This is a genomic window from Dermacoccus sp. Tok2021 (assembly GCF_019895135.1).
Taxonomy (GTDB): domain Bacteria; phylum Actinomycetota; class Actinomycetes; order Actinomycetales; family Dermatophilaceae; genus Dermacoccus; species Dermacoccus abyssi.
In genome coordinates, this window is record NZ_JAGTHU010000005.1 from 1 (window position 1) to 19,741 (window position 19,741).

The window sequence follows — 19,741 nt, forward strand, 5'->3', positions numbered from 1 at the left end:
CCCGTGTGATAGTTTGGGGGGGGTTGGTGACGTTCCGCCGTCACCAACCGCAGCAAACGTAGACACTCACCGCACGTCAGTGCTTCGTCTTGCCTCCGCTCGAGAGGACGAACTGCTGCTGGGGCGTGTCCGACAAGGCCGCACGGGCCCGAGAGGTCGTCGCCCTCGGCGCCGTCTTCGTGGAGATGCACGCCGGCCTCGATGAGCAGGCGGAGGACGGCTACAGCCTCGACGCCCTGCTCGCCGCCGGCGCGGCCGCCGGAGTTTCGTTCTCCGTCGCCGGCGGCGTCAGCGCGGACTCCGTCGAGGCCGTCCAGCGGGCGGGAGCAGACGTGGCCGTCGCGGGCAGCGCCATCTACGGCGCATCGGACGTCGCCGGCGCTGCCGCCGCCATCCGCTCCGCCATCAGGTGACCACCGCCCACCGCATCCCGTGGTGAGGGGCAGGTGACGGCACGCCCGGACCCTTTCCCCTCCCACCGGGTGCGGTGGACGCAGAAGCGCTCGATCCGCGTCATGGCGATCGTGACGTGCCGGGCGGCGCCGCGGCGCATCCCAACGGCCCCGCCGTGGGCGATGTCGCTGCGGTCCCCTCGGACCTTCTCCGCGCCGGACCCGTGGTGGAGCGGCGCTCGTCCGCGTGACACCCCCGCTGGAGCTGCCCGCCAGGACCGGCGCCGGTGACACCGGTCCCTCCGCGACGTGCGCGAGCCGACGGCCCTGGCACCAGTGATCGTCCACCCTCGCCCCGCGATGCGATCCGAATCGGGGGGTGAGGGGCGTCAGGAGCGTTGCAGCGACCTGCCCCCGTCTCCCCCGATCACACCCCCTACGCACTCGTCACCGCCGCTGAAGCTCCGGCATGCTGGCCCCACCGGCGCCAGGCCCGCCCCGGGCATCGTCCAGGACGGGATCGGCGAAGGATCCGTGCACAGAGCCGGCCCGGGATCAGGCGGGGATCATGCCGTGGGGATCGATGATGAACTTCTCCGAGACACCGGTATCGAACTTCGCGTAGGCGTCGGGGGCCTCGTCGAGGCTGATGACCTTGGTGTTGAGCATGTCGCTGAGGTAGGGCATGCGGTCCCACAGGATCGACATCATCAGCTCACGGTTGTAGTGCATGATCGGGGCCTGGCCGCCGGAGATCCGAGGCGACTTGATCCACGCCTTGCCGAAGTCGAGCGGGTAGGTGCCCTCCTGCTCGGCCTTGGACGAGGCCAGCGGGTCGGGGCCGTAGACGCCGACGATGCCGGTGGCACCGCCTGCGCGGGTGGCGTCCATGACCTGGTTGATGGCGTGTGCGGGGCTCATGTCCTTGGCCTCACTGCCGATCCCGTGGGCTTCGTTGCCGACGTAGTCGACGGCGCAGTCCACCATGGGTTCGCCGAGGATGGCCTCGATCTGATCGGTCAGCGGCACGTCCTGGTTGAGGTCGATGGTCTCGCAGCCGTTGTTCTTCATCAGGTCCAGCCGGTCCTGGTGGTAGTCACCGACGATGATGCAGGAAGCGCCCAGGAGCCGGGCTGCTGCGGCGCCACAGCGTCCCACAGGTCCGGCGCCGGCAATGTAGACGGTCGAGCCGGGCTTCGCCCCGGCCTCCATGAGGCCGTGGAACGCGGTGGGCAGGATGTCCGAGAGCAGGGCGAGGTCACGGATCTTCTCCATGGCCTGGTCCTTGTCCGGGAAGCGGAGCAGCTGGAAGTCGGCGTAGGGGACGAACAGGTACTCCGCCTGCCCACCCTGGAAATCACCCAGGTTGAACCCGTAGGCGCCGCAGGACACGTCGGGGTTCACGGTCTCGCACACCTCGGTGTGGCGGGCACGACAGTTGCGGCATCGGCCGCAGGCGACGTTGAAGGGAACCGAGACCAGGTCGCCTTCGGAGAGGAATTCGACGTCGGAGCCGATCTCAACGACCTCGCCGGTCATCTCGTGCCCCATCACCATGCCCTGGGGTACGGGGAAGGAACCGCGGTAGATGTGCAGGTCGGAGCCGCAGATGTTGGTGGCGACGATCTTGAGGATGACGCCGTGCGGGGCGCTCCTCCCGTTCGGCATCTCGAGCTTCGGGAAGTCGAGGGTCTCGACGCGCATGTCCTTGACGTTCTGGAACACGACGGCGCGGTTGCTGCTTGCCATGACGATCTCCTCCAGTTGGGGATGGCCCGGTCGCGGAAGTGCCACGGTCATATGGATGCCCGTCGTCCGCGACCTCGGCTCGTTTCGAGCATAGGACAAGGCGGAGCCCCGTGCTCCACCCTGGCGCCTGCCCCCGCTGCGGCGACAGGCGCCACGGGCAGGTGGGCCGTGGAGGACGGGGCCGTGCTCCGACCGATGGGTGGAACGCGTTGCTAGTGTCGCCGGCATGGTCGAAGCACGCAGGTCCTCGTCGTCGGACTCCTCACCCGTTCAGCCCGACGTGCTGGTGCTCGGCGCACGCGAGCACAACCTCCAGGACATCGACCTCACGGTGCCCCGCGACGCTCTGGTGGTGTTCACCGGGGTCTCCGGCTCGGGGAAGTCGTCTCTGGCGTTCGGAACCCTGTTCGCGGAGTCCCAGCGCCGTTATCTCGAGTCCGTCGCCCCCTACGCCCGTCGCCTCATCGACCAGGCAGGCGTCCCGGACGTCGATTCCATCACGGGCATGCCGCCGGCCGTCGCTCTTCAGCAGCAGCGCGGGGGCCGCAGCGCGCGGTCCTCAGTAGGCAGCATCACCACGCTCTCGTCACTGGTGCGCATGCTCTACTCCCGGGCCGGCCACTACCCCGATGACCAGCCGATGCTCTACGCCGAGGACTTCTCCGCCAACACCGTGCAGGGCGCATGCCCGGAGTGCCACGGCATCGGCCGGGTGTACGAGGTCACCGAGGACACGATGGTGCCGGACCCCTCACTGACGATCCGCGAGCGGGCCATCGCCTCCTGGCCGACGGCCTGGCACGGTCATCAGCTGCGCGATGTGCTCGTCGCGCTCGGCTACGACGTCGATGTGCCCTGGAAGGACCTGCCGAAGGAGGATCGGGACTGGATCCTCTACACGGACGAGACGCCGTACGTCCCGGTCCACTCGCGGCTCACGCTCTCCGAGGCGCAGGCCGCGACCGCGGCAGGCGTGGAACCGAGCTACTCGGGCACCTTCGTCGGAGCTCGTCGGTACGTCCTGGACACGTTCGCGAACACCAAGAGCGAATCGATGAAACGGCGCGTGGCGCAGTTCCTCACGGTTGCTCCCTGCCCTGCCTGCCATGGGAAGCGGCTGAAGCCGGAGGCCCTGTCCGTGACGTTCGACGGCCTCGACATCGCCGATCTCTCCGCTCTGCCCCTCGCGGAGCTCTCGACGCTGATCGACCGGGCGGTCGAACGGGCCACCAGCGCTCTCGACAGGGCCGATTCGGCGGGCAGCACCGGTGGCCGGGCTGCCCGACGCGACGCCGGGCAGCGGGCCGACTCCGCGGGATCAGCGCCCGCGGCCGCCGACGGCGTGATCCCGGCGCCTGACCGCTCGGTCGAGAAGCTGGCAGCGACAGCGCGATTGGGCGCGGAACTCGTCAACAGACTGCGGCCGATCATCGATCTCGGTCTGGGGTACCTGTCCTTGGACCGCACCACACCCACGCTCTCCGGCGGGGAGCTGCAGCGACTGCGACTCGCGACCCAGCTGACCTCCGAGCTGTTCGGTGTGGTCTACGTGCTCGATGAGCCGTCCGCTGGGCTTCATCCGCAGGACGTCAGCGCGCTGCTCGGCATCCTCGACGGGCTCAAGCGCCGGGGCAACAGCCTGTTCGTGGTGGAGCATTCGGTGGACGTGATGCGGCACGCCGACTGGCTGGTCGACATCGGGCCCGGCGCGGGTGAGCGCGGCGGCCGCGTCGTCTACAGCGGGCCCTACGAAGGGCTCGCCGAGGTGGAGGAGTCCGTCACCCGCGGATACGTCTTCGGGGGCAGCGGCCTGCCCCACCGGACGCCTCGCGAGCCGCAGGGATGGCTGAAGCTCGAGCACGTCACGCGCAACAACCTGCGCGACGTGTCGATCTCCTTCCCGCTCGGGGTTTTCACCGCCGTCACCGGAGTGTCGGGATCAGGCAAGTCCAGCCTGGTCAGCCAGGCCCTCCCCGCGCTGCTCGACGAACGGCAGGGACGAGCTGACCAGGCGGAGGACGCTGACGCCGCCGAAGGGGACGAGTTCCTGCTGTCGGACGAGCCCGACGAGCTCGAGGGAGAGATCCGCGGCGACGTCGACGGGGTGCGCCGCGTCGTGAGTATCGACCAGAAGCCCATCGGGCGCACCCCGCGCTCGAACGTCGCCACCTATACGGGCCTGTTCGACCACGTGCGGCGGAGGTTCGCGGAGACGCCCGAGGCTCGCGCTCGCGGGTACAAAGCGGGCACGTTCTCCTTCAACGTCACCGGCGGTCGCTGCCCGACCTGCAAGGGCGAGGGATCCGTCATGGTGGAGCTGCTCTTCCTCCCCTCGGTCTACACCGAGTGCCCCGACTGCCACGGCACCCGCTACCAGTCCAGCACGTTGGAGATCGCCTGGCGCGGCCGCAACATCGCGGAGATCCTCGCCATGAGCGTCGAGGAGGCCCACGACTTCTTCCACGGCGAGTTCGACATCATGCGGTCGCTCGCGGCGCTGGTCGACGTCGGCCTCGGGTATCTCCGTCTCGGACAGCCGGCCACCGAGTTGTCCGGAGGTGAGGCGCAGCGGGTGAAGCTCGCCTCCGAGCTCCAACGATCCCAGCGCGGGGACACCCTCTACGTCCTCGACGAGCCGACGTCCGGGCTGCACAGCGCCGATTCCGATCGGCTCGTGACCCACCTACAGGCCCTCGTCGACGCCGGCAACACCGTCGTCGCGGTCGAGCTCGACATGCGCATCGTCGCCGTGGCGGACCACGTCATCGACCTCGGGCCCGGGGCGGGGGACGATGGCGGCACGGTGGTCGCCTCAGGCACACCCGCGCAGGTCGCCTCGTCCGGAGCCGGTGCGTCGGCACCGTACCTTGAGGCCGCGCTCCGGGAGGCCGCCTCCCGGACGTGAGCGTCGGACGGATGCGACGGGGTCGATGACCTCGTCGCAGGGAGCGCATCGGACGAACAGGCTGCGTCGCCTGATCGGCGACCCTCGAACGACGCTGACCGGACGTCCTGTGGCGTCGTCGACGTCCTCGTGCCCCGGCGTCCCGGCGTCCCGGCGTCCCGGATGAGATGGCCACGGGCGCCCCGTCGCTGACGTACGAGGTCTACACTGGCTGACGGGCCAGACGCTCACATTCGGCCAGGCCCCGGTGAAGAAGCCCCACCGTCGATGGCGGAACGTCAGCGACGACCTCCGGGCCGAAGGTTTTTCTCCGTCCCCCACCACCCGGCCCGAGAATCGGCAGCCACCACCTGCCGGTACCTCGATGAGCGCAACGACGACTGCACCCGAGTCGTCCTGCACCCGAACCACGCCGCCCGGTACGGACGGCGTGCGGCTCGCCCCCACGGGCGAGCCGTCATCTCTCGCAGAACGGAGCAGAACATGGCAGACGAATTGCATGGCAAGCGGATCGCGATCCTGGCCGCGGACGGCGTCGAGCGCGTGGAGCTCGAGCAGCCGCGACAGGCGCTTCAGGACGCCGGGGCCACGACCGTGCTGCTCTCGCTGCACGATGGCGAGATCAAGGCCCGCGAGAACGACCTGGACGAGGCCGGAACGTTCTCGGTCGACGCCCTGGTGAAGTCCGCCTCGGCCGACGAGTACGACGCCCTGCTGCTTCCCGGCGGCACGGTCAACCCCGATCAGCTGCGCGTGGACGCCGACGCCGTCGGATTCGTGCGCGACATCATGGTCGCCGACAAGCCGGTCGCCGCGATCTGCCACGGACCGTGGACGCTGGTCGAGGCCGGTGTCGCGAAGGGTCGGACGCTGACCTCGTACCCGAGCATCCGCACCGACCTGCGCAATGCCGGAGCGAACGTCGTCGACGAAGAGGTGGCGCGCGACGGGAACCTGATCACCAGCCGCTCGCCCGAGGATCTCCCGGCCTTCAACGCCGCGATGGTCGAGCTGTTCAGCCAGGAGAAGTGAGGAAAACATGGTCAACGTTGCATTGTCGGTCGTCGTTCACGCCAAGCCGGGGAAGGAGCAGGACGTCGCGGACTTCCTCCGCAGCGCCCGCCCCATCGTCGAGCAGGAGGAGGGGACGCAGGCCTGGTTCGCCCTGCAGTTCGACGCATCGACCTTCGGGATCTTCGACGTGTTCCCCGACGACGAGGCCCGCCAGACCCACCTCTCGGGTGGCGTCGGTCAGGCACTCGCTGCGCAGGGAGCTGATCTGTTCAGCACCGAGCCGAGCATCCAGAACGTCGACGTGATCGCGTACAAGCTGCCCGGCGAGACCGCCTAGAGCATCAGCGTCGATTAACGATCTGGCCGCGATATCGCGGCCAGATCGCTATTTCTGCACCAGATGCCCGGGCCACCTTGGGCGACCCACCGCAACGCGGCGCCGGGCAGCCCGCGGCTGCCTAGACTCACGGAGTATGTGCGGCATCGTGGCGATCCATGACCCAACCGGTCCGAACGAACAGATCGGGCGCGAGATGCTGGCCCGTATCCGCCACCGCGGCCCCGACGGCGTCGGCGAACACCTCGCCGGCCCCATCTGGCTGGGCCACGTGCGCCTCTCCATCGTCGACCTCGCGGACGGAGACCAGCCGCTCGGCCCAGCCGACGGCTTCTGGGCCGTCGTGAACGGCGAGATCTACAACCACCGCGAACTGCGCAAGGTCGAGGGCCTGCACTTCCGCCGCGACGCCACGGACTCCGACTCCGAGGCCGCCCTCGCGGCCGCCGTCGACGGTGACCTGGAGGCGCTCGCGGCCCTGCGCGGCATGTACGCCTTCGTCGTCGCGCACCCCGACGGGCGCGTCACCGCCGTCCGCGACCCGCTCGGCGTCAAGCCGCTCTACTGGGCGCACTCCGGCGGCGCGGTCTACTTCGCCTCCGAACTCGCGGCGTTCCCCGAGTCGATGCGCGGCGCCGTCGAGGACTTCCCGCCCGGCTTCCGCTGGACGCCCGACGAAGGCCTCGTACGCTTCCGTGAACTCCACATCGGCGGCGAGTTCGTCGCGTCGAAGGACGAGGCCCGCACCGCCATCCGCGACACCCTCGTCACCGCGGTGCGCCGCCGCATGATGGCGGACGTCCCGGTCGGCGTCTTCCTCTCCGGCGGCCTCGACTCGAGCCTCGTCGCAGCCATCATGGCGCGCTACGCCGACGACGTGCCCGGCCCGATCCACTCGTTCGCCGCGGGCACGGCGGGCAGCTCCGACCTTGCGGCCGCACGCCGCGTCGCCGAGCACCTCGGCCTCACCCACCACGAGCGCATCTACGACGCCGACGAAGTGGTGGCCGTCCTGCCCGAGGTCGTCACGTCGATCGAGTCCTACGAGCCGTCCCTCGTGCGCAGCGCCGTGCCCAACTACCTCCTCGCGGAGACGACCGCCGAGACCGTCAAGGTCGTGCTCACCGGCGAGGGCGCCGACGAACTGTTCGCCGGCTACGCGCACTACCGCGACATCGACGAGGCCCACGACCTCGCCGACGAACTGCGTCGCGGCATCAGCGGCCTGCACAACCTCAACCTCCAGCGCTGCGACCGCGTGACGATGGCGCACGGCCTCGAAGCGCGCGTGCCCTTCCTCGACCGCGACCTCGTCAACCTCGCGGGCCGCATTCCGATCGAGTGGCGCCTGCCCGGAGAGCTCGGCCAGGAGAAGGCGCTCCTGCGCGAGGCGTTCACCGGCTGGCTCCCCGAGGATCTGCTGTGGCGGACCAAGGAGCAGTTCGGAGACGGCAGTGGCACCGCCGACGTCATGACCGAACGCGCGGCCCACCTCGTGCCCGAGGACGACTGGGCCGACGAACGCGTCGCCGGCCTGCCTGCGCCGCGTACCCGCGAAGAACTCGCTTACCAGCGGATGTTCGCGACGCGCCTCGCCGGAGTGAACTCGCACGTCCTGGGCCGGTTCGCGACGGCGTGACGCGTGGCGCGAAGCCCCGACTCACCGTGAGTAGCGGACTGCGCCGTCGGTGTAGCGATACCCGATGGGGAACTCGGTGATGATGACCCCGTTCGGGTAGTCCACGAGGACCTCGTCGGCGTACGCGTCCGCCTCGTCCGCGGTGGCGAAAACCCCGAGCACGGTGTTGTGAGGGGACTCGTCGTGCTGGACGATCCAGACGGAATCCGGCTTGCGTCCGGTCGGCCCGGTCGGTCTGCGCATGCTTGTCATGGTGGCACGCCGATGGCGGCGTAACACCGGCGAGCGCCCCACCCTGCGGGGTTCGATCCTGCGGTGGAAGCCACCCGATCCCTACGTACTGAACGGTAGGTGCTCCGTGGGCGGCACCATGGCCTGAAGAGGTCGCTCGAGCACGCGAGTGACCTCGGGACGTCACGCACACATACCCGTGAGGCGTCAACCAACAGCTTCGACAACAAGGGGAGTTGGCTCAGTTGGCAACGGAATCCGCACACCGACCAGTCGAGAGCGCCGTCGTCGTCGGCGCTGGGATGGTGGGCCTGGCCACGGCGTGGCACCTTCAGGAACACGGTGTCGAGGTCACCGTCCTCGAGCGCTCCGGGGTGGCCGCCGGCAGTTCGTGGGGCAACGCCGGCTGGATCTCCCCGGGCCTGTGTGTGCCGCTTTCCGACCCGTCGGTGCTCAACTACGGCCTCAAGTCGCTGCTTGATCCAGACTCGCCGCTCTACGTCCCGTTCAAGCCGGATCCGTCGCTCGCTCGCTTTCTCCTCGGCTTCGCGCGCCGATGCACGCCGGGTCAGTGGAAGCGGACGATGGCCACCTTCGTGCCACTCAACCAGCGCGCCATCGGCGCCTACGACACCCTCGAACGCGGTGGTGTGCAGTCGACCTCGCACGAGGCGCCGATCGTCGCCGCCTTCAAGAACCCGGATGACGCCGCGGGCCTCGAGCACGAGTTCGACATGATCCGCGGCGCCGGGCTCGACCTCGAGACGGAAGAAACGAGCCCTGACGTCCTGCGCCGCACGGTGCCGATCATCAGCGAGCACGTCCAGCGCGCGGTGAGCATTCGCGGGCAGCGCTTCATCAACCCCGGCGAGTACGCCCAAGCTGTGGCGGACGCCGTCACCGCCCGTGGCGGGCGTGTCATCACGGGCGCCAACGTGCGCGCTTTCCAGCACGTGCGCGAAGGCGTGCGCGTCGACCTGACCGCGGGTGAGCCGTTCACTGCTGACGTCGTTGTGGTCGCCACGGGCGCGTGGCTCCCGGAGCTGACGGCGGGCTTCGGTGTGAAGGTTCCCGTGCGCGCCGGACGCGGGTACAGCTTCAAGCTGCCCATCACCGACCCGGCAGCTCGCCCGGTCGCTCACCCCATCTACTTCCCGTACGAGCGCATCGCGTGCACGCCGATCGACGACGGCCTGCGTGTCGGCGGCACGATGGAGTTCTGCGACACGGACGACCCGCTCCACGTGGGCCGCGCCGACGCCATAGCCCGAAGTGGCCGCGACCTGCTCACCGGCGTCGACTGGGAGGCGCGCGACGACCTGTGGTGCGGCAACCGGCCCGTGCCGCTCGACGGCCTGCCGCTTGTCGGAGCGACCCGGGTGCCGGGCGTCTACGTCAACGGCGGGCACGGCATGTGGGGTATCACGCTCGGCCCGCTCTCAGGCGAACTTCTCGCCGAACAGATCGTCACCGGACGCGTTGCCGACGAACTGCGTCCGCTCGACCCGCTGCGCTGACCACTCCGGACAGCCGAACGCGAAAAACGGTCCGCACCGAACCGGTGCGGACCGTTTCACGTGAAACGTCAGATGACGTCGACCGACTCGTGGTCGCCCACGCCCTGCGCGAGACGTGCGAGGTGGTAGCGGGTGTCACCGAAGGTGCGCTCGATCGATGCGAGGCGTGACGTGTAGTGACCGACTGCGTACTCGGCCGTCATGCCGATGCCGCCGTGCAACTGGATGGCCTCCTGGCCGACGAGACGCCCGTAGGTACCCACGAGGTACTTCGCGCGGGAGACCGCGTCGACGTCGACCTCCTCGGCCAGCGCCATGGCGGCGAACAGCACGGCGCTGCGCGTCAGCTCGACGCCGACGTACATGTCGGCCGCGCGCTGCGTCAGCGCCTGGAACGTCATGAGCGGCACCCCGAACTGCTTACGCGTCTTGAGGTACTCCACCGTCATGCCGAGGGCGGCTTCCATCGCGCCGATCGCCTCGCCCGACTGAGCGACGTTCCCCAGCGCCAGTGCGGCGTCGAGTACCTCGCGACCACCGAGGCGAACGGCTGAGGCGCCGTCGAACGTCGCGACGGCCCGGTCGACCGAAGGCGCCTCCACGAGGTAGACGCCGAGTTCGCCGTCAGCCAGCGCGGTCGTGACGACCGCATGTGCCTCGCTGAGATCGGTGTTGCCGACGCCGACGCCGCTCAGCGTGACGCCGTCACCCGAGCCCGTCGCCGTGCGCGTCGGCTGATCGGGCGCCCAAACGCCGCCCTTCTCACCGAAGGCGGTGAGAACAACCTTCTCGCCGCCGACGACTTCGGCCAGCAGGTCGCTCCCCGCGGCGTCGAGCGCAGCAGCCGCAGCCATGGCGTCGGCGTACGGCAGAGCGACCCGGGCCTTGCCCAGCTCCGACGCGGCGAGAGCGACCTCGATCGACGAGGCGCCGAAACCGCCCGCGTCTTCGCTGAACGGCAGGCCGAGCAGGCCCATCTCCGCCATGCGCGACCACCCGGTGGGGTCGAACGGCTGCGGGCCCGTGGGGGCGCCGTTGCCTTCGTCCTTCGGAGTGAGGCTCGGGGCCATGTCGCGCACGGCCGAGGCCAGCGCGCGCTGTTCTTCGTTCGGCTTGAAATCCATGAGTCAGCCCCTCAGTCCGAGAATGCCGCCGGAGATGATGTTGCGCTGGACCTCGTTCGATCCCGAGTAGATCGAGGCCTTGCGGAAGTTGAGGTAGCGCGGCAGCGTCTCTCCACCCCAATCACCCGTGTGCCAGGTGAGCGCTTCGACGCCGGCGACGTCGACCATGAGCTCGAAGACCTCCTGCTGCAGTTCGCTTCCGCGCAGCTTGAGGATGGACGACGCCGGGTCGGGCCGGCCGTCACGCGAGTCGCCTGCGACGCGCAGCACCGTCAGCTCCAGGGCCATGACCTCGGCCTCGAGTTCGGCGAAGCGTGCGGCGAGCAGCGGTTCGTCGAGGGCGGTGCCGTTCGGCGAGCGGGTCTCGCGGGCGTGCTGCTTCGCCTGGGCGAGAGCGGCCTTGATCGAGCCGACGGGCGCGGCGGACGTGCGCTCGTTTCCGAGGAGGAACTTCGCGTAGTCCCAGCCCTTGTTCTCCTGGCCGACGAGCTGGTCGGCGGGCACGCGCACGTTGTCGAAGAACACCTCGTTGACCTCGACGCCGCCGTCGATCAGCTTGATCGGACGGACCGTCAGGCCCTCGCTCTTCATGTCGATGAGCAGGAACGAGATGCCCTTCTGCGGCTTGTCGGCCTTCGGGTCGGTGCGCACGAGCGTGAAGATCCAGTCGCCGTACTGCCCGAGCGTCGTCCACGTCTTCTGACCGTTGACGACCCACTCGTCACCCTCTCGCACCGCCGTGGTGCGCAGCGACGCGAGGTCGGAACCCGAGTCCGGCTCGGAGAAGCCCTGGGACCACCAGATCTCGAGGCTCTTCGTCTTCGGGAGGAAACGCTCCTTCAGCTCCTGGGAGCCGAACGCCGCGATGACCGGCCCGACCATGTTGATGTTGAACGGCAGCGGGCTCGGCAGCCCGGCGCGCTGCAGCTCGGAGCGGTAGATGTGCAGTTGCAGCTCGTCCCAGCCGCGGCCACCCCACTCTTCGGGCCACTGTGGGGCGGCGAGGTTGTGCTCGTCGAGGAACTTCTGCGATTCACGCAGGATCTCGGGGACGGCTTCTCCGTCCTTCATGTAACTGTTCTTGAGGTGGTCCGGCACCTCGTTCTCGAAGAACGCGCGCAATTCGTCCTGCAGCGCGACGTCCTCCTCGCTCAGTTTTCGCTCCACGGTGACTCCCTGGTGTGTTCGAGGCGAAAGGCGAACCTTCCTCATCCATGTCTACACCGTTGTTGAGCAATGCTCAATAAGCAGTATGCGGCCTGGAACGCGAAAGCGGCCCGGAGCGTCCGTGACGGACGTTCCGGGCCGCTCGTGCGAGCGCTTCGGCTCAGTGCCCCATGGCAGGTTCGGCCGGCTTCTTGACGAAGAAGGTGAGCGCGACGGCGAGGCAGCAGATACCCGCGGCCACCCACATCGCGAGCGAAACGCCACCGGAAACTGCGTCGGCCTGGTTCTCGCCCGCTTTCGCGAGCGACTCGGCGCGTGACGTCATCACTGTGACGGCGAGCGCCGTTCCGGCGCCGGCGGCCACCTGCTGCAGGGTGCCGAGGATCGACGAGCCGTGCGAGTACAGGTGACCCGGCAGCGAACCGAGACCCGCGGTGAACAGCGGCGTGAACATGAGCGCGAGGCCCAGGCTGAGCAGCGGGTGGATGAACAGGTAGACCCACCACTCGGCGTGCGGTGCGACGAGCCCGCCGAGCGCGGTGGCGACGACGACGATCATCGCGCCCGGTGTGACGAGGGGCTTCGGCCCGACCTTGTCGTAGAGGCGCCCGATACGCGGGCCGAGCAGACCCATCATGAGCCCACCGGGCATCATGACGAGGCCCGCCTCGAGCACGCTGAGGCCGCGGGTGGCCTGCAGCCACAGGGGCAGCAGGATCATCGTGCCCATCATCGCGAGCATCGCGATGCACATGACGGCGACCGCGACGCCGAAGCCGGGCGAGGCGAGGGCACGCAGGTCCATGAGGGGCGCGCCGCCGTTGCGGGCCAGGCGCAGCTGACGCCACACGAGCACGGCGATGCATGCGGCGCCGACGATGACGGCCACCCAGGGGTCGACGACGGGCTCGCCGCCCGGCGTGTGCCCGCCGAACTGGCTCATGCCGTAGACGAGGCCGCCGAAGCCGACCGCTGCGAACGGGATCGAGATGAAGTCGAGCGTTTCGCCCGCCTGCGGTCCACTGCGCGGCATGAGGCGGAAACCGATGACGCCGCACACAACGGCGAGCGGCAGCACGAGGAGGAACAGCCAACGCCACGAGGCGAACTGGAGGATGAGCCCCGACGTCGTCGGGCCCAGGGCCGGTGCCACCGAGATGGCGAGCGAGACGTTGCCCATCGTGCGGCCGCGCTCGGCGAGCGGCACGATCGTCATGACCGTCGTCATGAGCAGCGGCATCATGATGGCCGTACCCGTCGCCTGCACGATGCGCCCGACGAGGATGACCCCGAAGTTCGGCGCGATCGCGGCGAGCAACGTGCCCAGCGCGAACGAGATCATGGCCGCGGCGAACACGGCGCGGCGTTCGAAGCGCTGCAGCATCCAGCCGGTCGTCGGGATGACGACGGCCATCGTCAGCATGAACGCCGTCGAGAGCCACTGCGCGGCGTGGGCCGTGACGTGGAGCGACGACATGAGCTGCGGAATCGCGTTGACCATGATCGTCTCGTTGAGGATGACGATGAACGTGGCCACGGTGAGGATGCGCAGCACGAGCTTGTAGTCACCCACCGGCTCGGGGGCGCCGGGCGCACTCACCGCGTCGCTCTCGGCGGCGTGCTCGGAGAACTCGTCGCTGGTGGCGGCCGGCGGCACGGGGGTGGGGATCTCGTCGGTTGCGGTTGCCGATGACGTGGGGGTTTCGGGCATGCGGGTGCTCCGGCATCGTGGAGGGTGGATTCCGGCGAAGGTGACGAGCGTCGATGTCCGGAGAAAAGTCGGGCTTCATACTCTACGGTGAAGCGCGCTGACACAGCGAACGATTTTCGCGCCGTGACGTATGGTCTTCGTCGCGCTCCCCACGAAACGGTTCCCTCACCGGACGGCTCGAAGCCGCCCGTCGTCGACCCGGCAGACTGGGCGCAGTGGAAGGGACGAGGTGTGAGCACCGACCGCATGACGTGGGCCAGCCGGGGACGGCGAAAGCCGGTCTACCGCCACCCCGACAAGATCGAGCGCAGCGGACGCCATCTGGGTCGTGCGTGGGTGGAGAACGTCTTCTTCGTCCTCGTCATGCTGCTGTCGTTCGGCTTCGCCGTCCTGCTCCTGCTTGAGGTGCGCTGGTCGTGGTCGCTGCTGCTGTTCCTCGTCCTGTTCTGGGTCGTCATGGCTTACCTCGCGCTGCCGCGACTGCAGCGTGTGCTCACGTCGATCTACGTTCCCGACTACTTCATCGGCCGCAGCCGCACGAGTGACGGCCTGCTCGGCGATCCGCTCAACCTCGCCGTCATGGGCAGCGAGGAGCAGATCCACGAGGCGATGACGCGTGCGGGTTGGACGCGCGCCGACCCCGTCACGCTCGCCTCGAGCGCCCGGATCGTGTACTCCTCGCTCGCCCGACGCAGCTATGCCGCGGCGCCCGTGAGCCCACTCGTCCTGTTCAACAAGACGCAGGCTTTCGCCTACCAGCAGGAGGTCGAGGGCAACCCGTCGCAGCGCCACCACGTGCGGTTCTGGCCGACGCCGGAGGGTTGGCTGCTGCCCGGCGGCACGCGCGTCGACTGGTTGGCTTCGGGTACGTACGACCGCGCGGTTGGTCTGTCGCTGTTCACACTCCAGGTGACGCACAAGATCGACCGCAACATCGACGTCGAGCGCGACTACGTCATCGGCACGGTGCTCCACGCCGTCGAGGAAGCCGACGTCCACGTCATCGAGAACTTCTCCACGGGGTACCACTCGCGCAACGGCGGCGGCGATGCCGTTCAGACCGACGGCAACCTGCCGACCCTGCACCTCGAGAAGGTGGAGGTGGCGCCCGAAGCCGGGGGATCGGCGGATGCGGTGTCGTCCGGCGCCACGAGGGTGCAGACATCCACTCCAGGCGACCGAACTCTCGAGGCGACCAACAGCGACAGCGCTCGCGACGTGCTGACGGAGGTCGGTCGACGGCCCATCCCGGTCGTCGCGGCCTTCGTCCTGACGGTGGCATCGGCGCTCCTGGCCATGGTCGGGTTGTTGTGGCGCGACCACGAGGCGCTCGGTGACAGCGGCCCGGACGTCATCAACGGGGTGCCCGTTGGTGTTTCCGAGACGACGGCGCTGTGGATCAGCGTGCTCGCCTACGCGCCCATCCTCTGGCTCGCGTGGCGCACGTTCCGAGGCGGCCTGTGGGCGCGGCTGACGATGATCGCGCTCGTCACGGCGTCCCAGGCGTGGCAGATGTGGCAGTACCTGCAAGGTGGACGCCCCACGATGACGGCGCTGCTGGCCCTCAGCATCGACCTGCTCATCGTGTTCGCGCTGACGAGCCTGTCGGCCCGTGAGTGGGTCGAACACCGGCGCTCCGAGACCGAGGGCGCGGACGTCGACTGACGGCGCTCGCCGCGTCACAACGTCGTGGCGGCCTCAGTCCGTCGCAGCGGGGTAGGTGGCGCGTCCGTTCTTGACCACGGCACCCGGCGTCAGCGTGGCGGGCTTCGGCTCGCCCGGCCCCATGATGTGGCGGACGGTCTCTCCGGCGGCCAAGAGCTGGTCGGCGATGAGGCGACGGTGGCAGCGCCACCACACCGCCTCGGAGCACAACATCGCGGGAACCTCGGCGTCGAGTGAACGCAGTTGCGCGAGGCCCTCGGCGAACTCGTCGCTGAGTGTGAAGTCTGCGTAGTTGTGGAAGCTGCGGTTCTGCCAGAGGGCGTTGACCTCGTCGGGCACGTCCGGCTGTTTGGGCCTGCGGCCGGTGAGCGCAGTGAGGTGGACGTAGCAGATGGCGCGCTCCTGCAGGCTGGCCGTCAGTGCGTCCTGGTCGAACCACTGATACTTGCGCGAACCGGGTAGGCGGCGCACGTCGACGACGACATCGACGCGGGCTGCCTCGAGCAGTTCGAGGAACTCCGCGATGCTGCGGTCGGAGTGGCCGATCGTCAGGAACTCGACCGGTGAGTCAGTCATCCTTGACGAGACTCAAGGCCGATTCCTTGTGCGCGGCGACGTGATCCGTCTTGTCACTCTTGATCTCGTACTGCGGCTCGTCCTGCGACGCGTGGCGGGTGCGGCCCTTGTACTCGAAGTCGGACGTGTGGACCGTGGTGATCGTGCCGGAGACGTGGCCGGCCTCGGAGTTCCAGGTGACGTGGTCACCCTTGCTGAATCGCGTGCTCATGACGTACCTCCTGCCTCGACGATAGCGCTGCGAGTTCCCACCCCCGGGGAGGCTGGAACGTGAGGGCAAAGGTGTCTACATTCGAGGCATGAGCGACAACGAGAACGAGACCTTCAAGCCCGAAGTCGACCAGCAGGACGGCGGCCCCGGCGCCCAGACCGGCGGCGACGGCGGTGAGTACAACGACACGGCCAGCGGCGGCCAGTCCGACGCCGGCAGCGAGGACGAGGGCCAGCACGGCGACGCCGACAACGCCTGATTCACCGCACGAGGGGCCACCGAGCAACGCGCTCGGTGGCCCCTCGTACCTCGGTGGGATGCGCAGGCAGCGAGAAGGCTGGTTGCGCGACTCACCGGGCCGAAGGTCCCTAAGCCTTCGGGGTGGCTGCGCCTAGCGTGGGAAGTGATCCTTCGAAGAAAGGCAGTCGCCATGTCAGAGCAGGAGCTTCGCCCCATCGTCGTCGGATTCGACGGCTCCGAGCCCTCCCACCGCGCCCTCGCGTGGGCCACGCGGCAGGGGCAGGTCACCGGCGCGCCGGTCGAGGTGTTGACGACGTGGCAGTGGCCGACCAACTACGGCTACGCGATGGCCTTCGAAACCACGTACCGCCCGGACGACGTGGCCCGCGAAATGGTGGAGGAGGTCGTGCGCAAGGCTGCGTCGGAGCACCGTGACGTGACGTTCTTCGCGCACATCGTCGAGGGCGAGCCGCGCAACGTTCTCGTCGACCGTTCCTCCGAGGCCGAGATGCTCGTGCTCGGATGCCGCGGCCACGGTGAACTCACCGGCATGCTGCTGGGCTCCGTGAGCGGCTACTGCGTCACGCACGCCCACTGCCCGGTGCTCGTCGTCCGCGACTGAGACCCTGGCCCCGACGACCGTCGGCCCCTGATCCGGTGGTCCGCCTCTTCCTGGGGAGAGGCGGGCCACCGATGTTGAGCGGTGAGTGCGGCATCCGTGCCGCGTTCATCGCTCAACATCGCACGCTCAGGCGGCGGCCTCGGCGCGCTCGCGCTTGCGGTCGTACATGCAGAACGCGGTGGCCACGACGATGAGCACCATGATGAGGCCCATCGAGATGCGGAACGACGTGGGCCACGCCGTGCCACCCTCCGTCAGCGTGAACAGCACGCCGGGGATGAGCGCCGTGCCGACGGCCGTGCCGACGCGCTGACCGAGCGACAGCACACCGCCCGCGACGCCGCCGAACTTGGGGTCGACGGCATTGAGCGTCAGCGTCTGGTTGGGGGCGATCGTCATGCCCTGGCTGACGCCGATGAGCGTCAGCGGCACCGCGAATGCCCAGTACGGCAGGGAACCGGACTCGACGGGCCCCGCCACGAGAACGACGCCGAGCACCGCAATGAACGCGACGACGAAGCCCGCGATGACGAGGCGACGCCCGAGCGTCATGACGTAGCGCCCGGCGATCTGCGAGGAGACAGCGGCGCCCACGGACGAGGGCAGCCCGACGATCGACGACTCGAACGCCGAGTGGTGCAAGTGCATCTGCAGGTAGAGCGGGATGAGGATCCAGATGCTCGTCATGCCCATGAAGAACGCCGTGACGATGAGGATGCCGTTGCGGAACGACTCGGCACGGAAGATGTCGAGGTCGACCATCGGCGGGCGTCCACGGCCCTTGTACCGCTTCTCCCAGACGACGAACGCCGCCACGAGCGCGAGGCCCACCGGCAGGAGCGCCCAGACGGCAGCCCCGGCACCGCGCTCCATGAACGGCAGCATGATGACGAGCACCGCGACGGCGAGCAGCACGGTGCCGACAGGGTCGAGGTCGAGCTTCTGATCGGGTCGACGACGGTCGTTGGGCACCCAGCGCAGGCCGAGGAGGAGCGACGCGAGGCCGAGCGGCACGTTGATGAAGAACATCCAGCGCCAGCCGGCGTCGTTGCCGAGGATCTGGATGAGCAGACCACCGATGACCGGTCCGACGGCGGTGGCGACAGCGACCGTCGTCGCCATGAGAGCGAACGCCTTCGCGCGCTCCTGGCCGCGGAAGTGCTGCTGGATGAGCCCGATGGCCTGCGGGTTGACGAGGCCCGAACCGAGGCCCTGTACGACACGGGCGATGTTGAGGACGACGATGTCCTGCGCCAGGCCGGCCATGAGCGAGCCGAGCGTGAACAGTGCGATGCCGACGAGGAGCATGCGGCGCCGGCCGATGACGTCGCCGGCGCGGCCCGACGGCACGAGGAGGACGCCGAAGGCCAGTGCGTAACCGGAGATGACCCACTGCAGGCCACCCGAACTCGCGCCGGTGGACTCGCCGATCGCCGGGAGCGCGACGTTGATGACCGAGATGGCGACGAGCGCCATGAAGAGGGGGATGAGGAGCACCGTCAGGAGCCGACGGGGCCCGACCTCGGGGGTTTGTTCGGTCGTCTGTTCGCTGCTCACCGAACGACTGTACGCCCGCCCTCGCGCCGGTCTATAGCAGACGTGGGCACGATCACTTTTCCGCGTGGTTCCGGGTGTTCCGGGCCACTTCAGGGATGAGATTCGCCCCGGCACACGACCGACCGCGAAGGGCGGATCGCGCACCGGGGCGAATCGAAGGGAGGCCGTCAGACGGCCGCGCGCACGACCTCCGTGATCGTCGTCGGTGCGTGACCCATGAGCTCCTCGAGGGCGTTCGAGTCGGTGTGCATCTCACCGGCGGCGATCGAACGGTCCACGCGTGCCTGGATGTTCGGCCACGTGGCGTCTTGGCCGTCGCTCGTCATGGTGGCGACGAGTTCGTCGGCGCTGACGACGCGGTGCACCACCGTCGTACCCGTGGCCTCGGTGATGGCCTCCGCCAGCTCGGTGAGCGTGAAGGCAGGGCCGCCCAGTTCGAACGTGCGCGACTCGGCGCCCGCGGAGCGCAGGGCGCCCACAGCGGCAGCGGCGAAGTCTGCGCGTGCCGCAGCGGAGATCGGGGCGTCGTCCGTGGCGCTGAGGATCTCGCCGGTGGCGAGGTACTGCGGCAGCTGCGTCGTGTAGTTCTCCGAGTACCAGGCGTTGCGTAGGACGGTGTGTGCGACGCCGCTGGCGGTAAGCACCTTCTCCGTCGCGATGTGCTCGTCGACGAGGGGGTTGCTCGAGGCGTCCGCGTTGAGGATCGAGGTGTAGACGATGTGAGCGACGCCGGCGTCCCTGGCCGCTTCGATGACGTTGGTGTGCTGCTCGACGCGCGCGCCGACGGCGTCGCCGGAGATGAGCAGAAGCCGCTCGACACCCTCGAGCGCCGTGCGCAGCGCGGCCGGGTCGGCGTAGTCGGCCTCGCGGACGGTGACACCCTGCTCGGCGAGGCTCGCAGCCTTGGCGGGGTTACGGACGACGGCGACAACCTCGTCCGGTGCGGTGCCGCTCTCGAGGAGGTCGGCGACGACGAGGCGGCCGAGCGCTCCGGTGGCGCCGGTAATGGCGAGGGTGGTCATGGCAGGTCCTTTCCAGGGGCGGATGCTGTACATGCAACAGCGCCCCCACGCGGATGCTTCCG

At 69.0% G+C, this 19,741-nt stretch carries 17 protein-coding genes and 1 pseudogene; 9 read left to right on the top strand and 9 right to left on the bottom strand.

Annotated features, from left to right (window positions below):
- Positions 1 to 122: 122 nt before the first annotated feature.
- Positions 123 to 413 (top strand): annotated as a pseudogene (locus K9D12_RS04355) (3-hexulose-6-phosphate synthase); the annotation flags it as partial.
- A 534-nt stretch (positions 414 to 947) separates the two neighbouring features.
- On the opposite strand, the gene K9D12_RS04360 reads toward K9D12_RS04355, so the two are convergent.
- On the bottom strand, positions 948 to 2,141 hold the full coding sequence (locus tag K9D12_RS04360) for an alcohol dehydrogenase catalytic domain-containing protein (RefSeq protein WP_047311246.1): 1,194 nt from the start codon (positions 2,139 to 2,141) through the stop codon (positions 948 to 950).
- Positions 2,142 to 2,367: 226 nt separating this feature from the next.
- Here K9D12_RS04360 and K9D12_RS04365 point away from each other — a divergent pair, with 226 nt between their 5' ends.
- The 4 genes from K9D12_RS04365 (at position 2,368) to asnB (ending at position 8,036) form a co-directional block, all read left to right on the top strand.
- Positions 2,368 to 5,046 (top strand): excinuclease ABC subunit UvrA, encoded by a 2,679-nt coding sequence (locus K9D12_RS04365; RefSeq protein WP_223059576.1) that lies wholly within the window; start codon positions 2,368 to 2,370, stop codon positions 5,044 to 5,046.
- A 483-nt stretch (positions 5,047 to 5,529) separates the two neighbouring features.
- On the top strand, positions 5,530 to 6,078 hold the full coding sequence (locus K9D12_RS04370; protein WP_047310907.1) for a type 1 glutamine amidotransferase domain-containing protein: 549 nt from the start codon (positions 5,530 to 5,532) through the stop codon (positions 6,076 to 6,078).
- A gap of 7 nt (positions 6,079 to 6,085) precedes the next feature.
- The gene (locus K9D12_RS04375) at positions 6,086 to 6,397 is read left to right on the top strand and encodes a putative quinol monooxygenase (RefSeq protein ID WP_047310908.1); all 312 of its coding nucleotides are present in this window, start codon (positions 6,086 to 6,088) and stop codon (positions 6,395 to 6,397) included.
- Between the two features lie 136 nt (positions 6,398 to 6,533).
- Positions 6,534 to 8,036, top strand: coding sequence for an asparagine synthase (glutamine-hydrolyzing) (gene asnB / locus K9D12_RS04380; RefSeq protein WP_129665819.1), 1,503 nt, complete (start codon positions 6,534 to 6,536; stop codon positions 8,034 to 8,036).
- 21 nt (positions 8,037 to 8,057) lie between these two features.
- Here the strand turns inward: asnB and K9D12_RS04385 are convergent, their stop codons facing one another.
- Positions 8,058 to 8,279: a hypothetical protein gene (locus K9D12_RS04385; RefSeq protein WP_223059577.1), complete on the bottom strand. Its 222-nt coding sequence runs from the start codon at positions 8,277 to 8,279 to the stop codon at positions 8,058 to 8,060.
- A 233-nt stretch (positions 8,280 to 8,512) separates the two neighbouring features.
- Between K9D12_RS04385 and K9D12_RS04390 the strand changes: the two genes are divergently transcribed.
- Positions 8,513 to 9,784, top strand: coding sequence for an FAD-binding oxidoreductase (locus K9D12_RS04390; protein ID WP_225910930.1), 1,272 nt, complete (start codon positions 8,513 to 8,515; stop codon positions 9,782 to 9,784).
- A gap of 68 nt (positions 9,785 to 9,852) precedes the next feature.
- On the opposite strand, the gene K9D12_RS04395 is transcribed toward K9D12_RS04390, so the two are convergent.
- From K9D12_RS04395 to K9D12_RS04405, 3 genes are all read right to left on the bottom strand, one after another.
- On the bottom strand, positions 9,853 to 10,908 hold the full coding sequence (locus K9D12_RS04395) for an acyl-CoA dehydrogenase family protein (protein WP_223059578.1): 1,056 nt from the start codon (positions 10,906 to 10,908) through the stop codon (positions 9,853 to 9,855).
- Between the two features lie 3 nt (positions 10,909 to 10,911).
- Positions 10,912 to 12,075 carry an acyl-CoA dehydrogenase family protein gene (locus tag K9D12_RS04400; protein WP_223059579.1) on the bottom strand — a complete coding sequence of 388 codons (1,164 nt, stop codon included), beginning with the start codon at positions 12,073 to 12,075 and terminating at the stop codon, positions 10,912 to 10,914.
- A 160-nt stretch (positions 12,076 to 12,235) separates the two neighbouring features.
- Positions 12,236 to 13,786: an MDR family MFS transporter gene (locus K9D12_RS04405; RefSeq protein WP_223059580.1), complete on the bottom strand. Its 1,551-nt coding sequence runs from the start codon at positions 13,784 to 13,786 to the stop codon at positions 12,236 to 12,238.
- 231 nt (positions 13,787 to 14,017) lie between these two features.
- Here K9D12_RS04405 and K9D12_RS04410 point away from each other — a divergent pair, with 231 nt between their 5' ends.
- Positions 14,018 to 15,451 carry an LssY C-terminal domain-containing protein gene (locus tag K9D12_RS04410; RefSeq protein WP_240730210.1) on the top strand — a complete coding sequence of 478 codons (1,434 nt, stop codon included), beginning with the start codon at positions 14,018 to 14,020 and terminating at the stop codon, positions 15,449 to 15,451.
- Positions 15,452 to 15,484: 33 nt separating this feature from the next.
- Here K9D12_RS04410 and K9D12_RS04415 read toward each other — a convergent pair whose 3' ends face one another.
- Together K9D12_RS04415 and K9D12_RS04420 are read right to left on the bottom strand one after the other, a co-directional pair.
- The gene (locus K9D12_RS04415) at positions 15,485 to 16,027 is read right to left on the bottom strand and encodes a DUF488 family protein (RefSeq protein ID WP_223059581.1); all 543 of its coding nucleotides are present in this window, start codon (positions 16,025 to 16,027) and stop codon (positions 15,485 to 15,487) included.
- The gene (locus K9D12_RS04420) at positions 16,020 to 16,238 is read right to left on the bottom strand and encodes a DUF2945 domain-containing protein (RefSeq protein WP_047310914.1); all 219 of its coding nucleotides are present in this window, start codon (positions 16,236 to 16,238) and stop codon (positions 16,020 to 16,022) included. The genes K9D12_RS04415 and K9D12_RS04420 overlap by 8 nt, the downstream gene beginning before the upstream one ends.
- 88 nt (positions 16,239 to 16,326) lie before the next feature.
- On the opposite strand from K9D12_RS04420, the gene K9D12_RS04425 reads away from it, so the two are divergent.
- Positions 16,327 to 16,497 (top strand): hypothetical protein, encoded by a 171-nt coding sequence (locus tag K9D12_RS04425; RefSeq protein ID WP_156170170.1) that lies wholly within the window; start codon positions 16,327 to 16,329, stop codon positions 16,495 to 16,497.
- 171 nt (positions 16,498 to 16,668) lie between these two features.
- Positions 16,669 to 17,100: a universal stress protein gene (locus K9D12_RS04430; RefSeq protein ID WP_047310915.1), complete on the top strand. Its 432-nt coding sequence runs from the start codon at positions 16,669 to 16,671 to the stop codon at positions 17,098 to 17,100.
- Positions 17,101 to 17,226: 126 nt separating this feature from the next.
- Here the strand turns inward: K9D12_RS04430 and K9D12_RS04435 are convergent, their stop codons facing one another.
- Together K9D12_RS04435 and K9D12_RS04440 are read right to left on the bottom strand one after the other, a co-directional pair.
- Positions 17,227 to 18,657 (bottom strand): MFS transporter, encoded by a 1,431-nt coding sequence (locus K9D12_RS04435; protein WP_370633453.1) that lies wholly within the window; start codon positions 18,655 to 18,657, stop codon positions 17,227 to 17,229.
- Positions 18,658 to 18,824: 167 nt separating this feature from the next.
- Entirely contained in the window at positions 18,825 to 19,679 is an 855-nt protein-coding gene (locus tag K9D12_RS04440) for an SDR family oxidoreductase (RefSeq protein WP_047310916.1), read from the bottom strand.
- Positions 19,680 to 19,741: the final 62 nt, after the last annotated feature.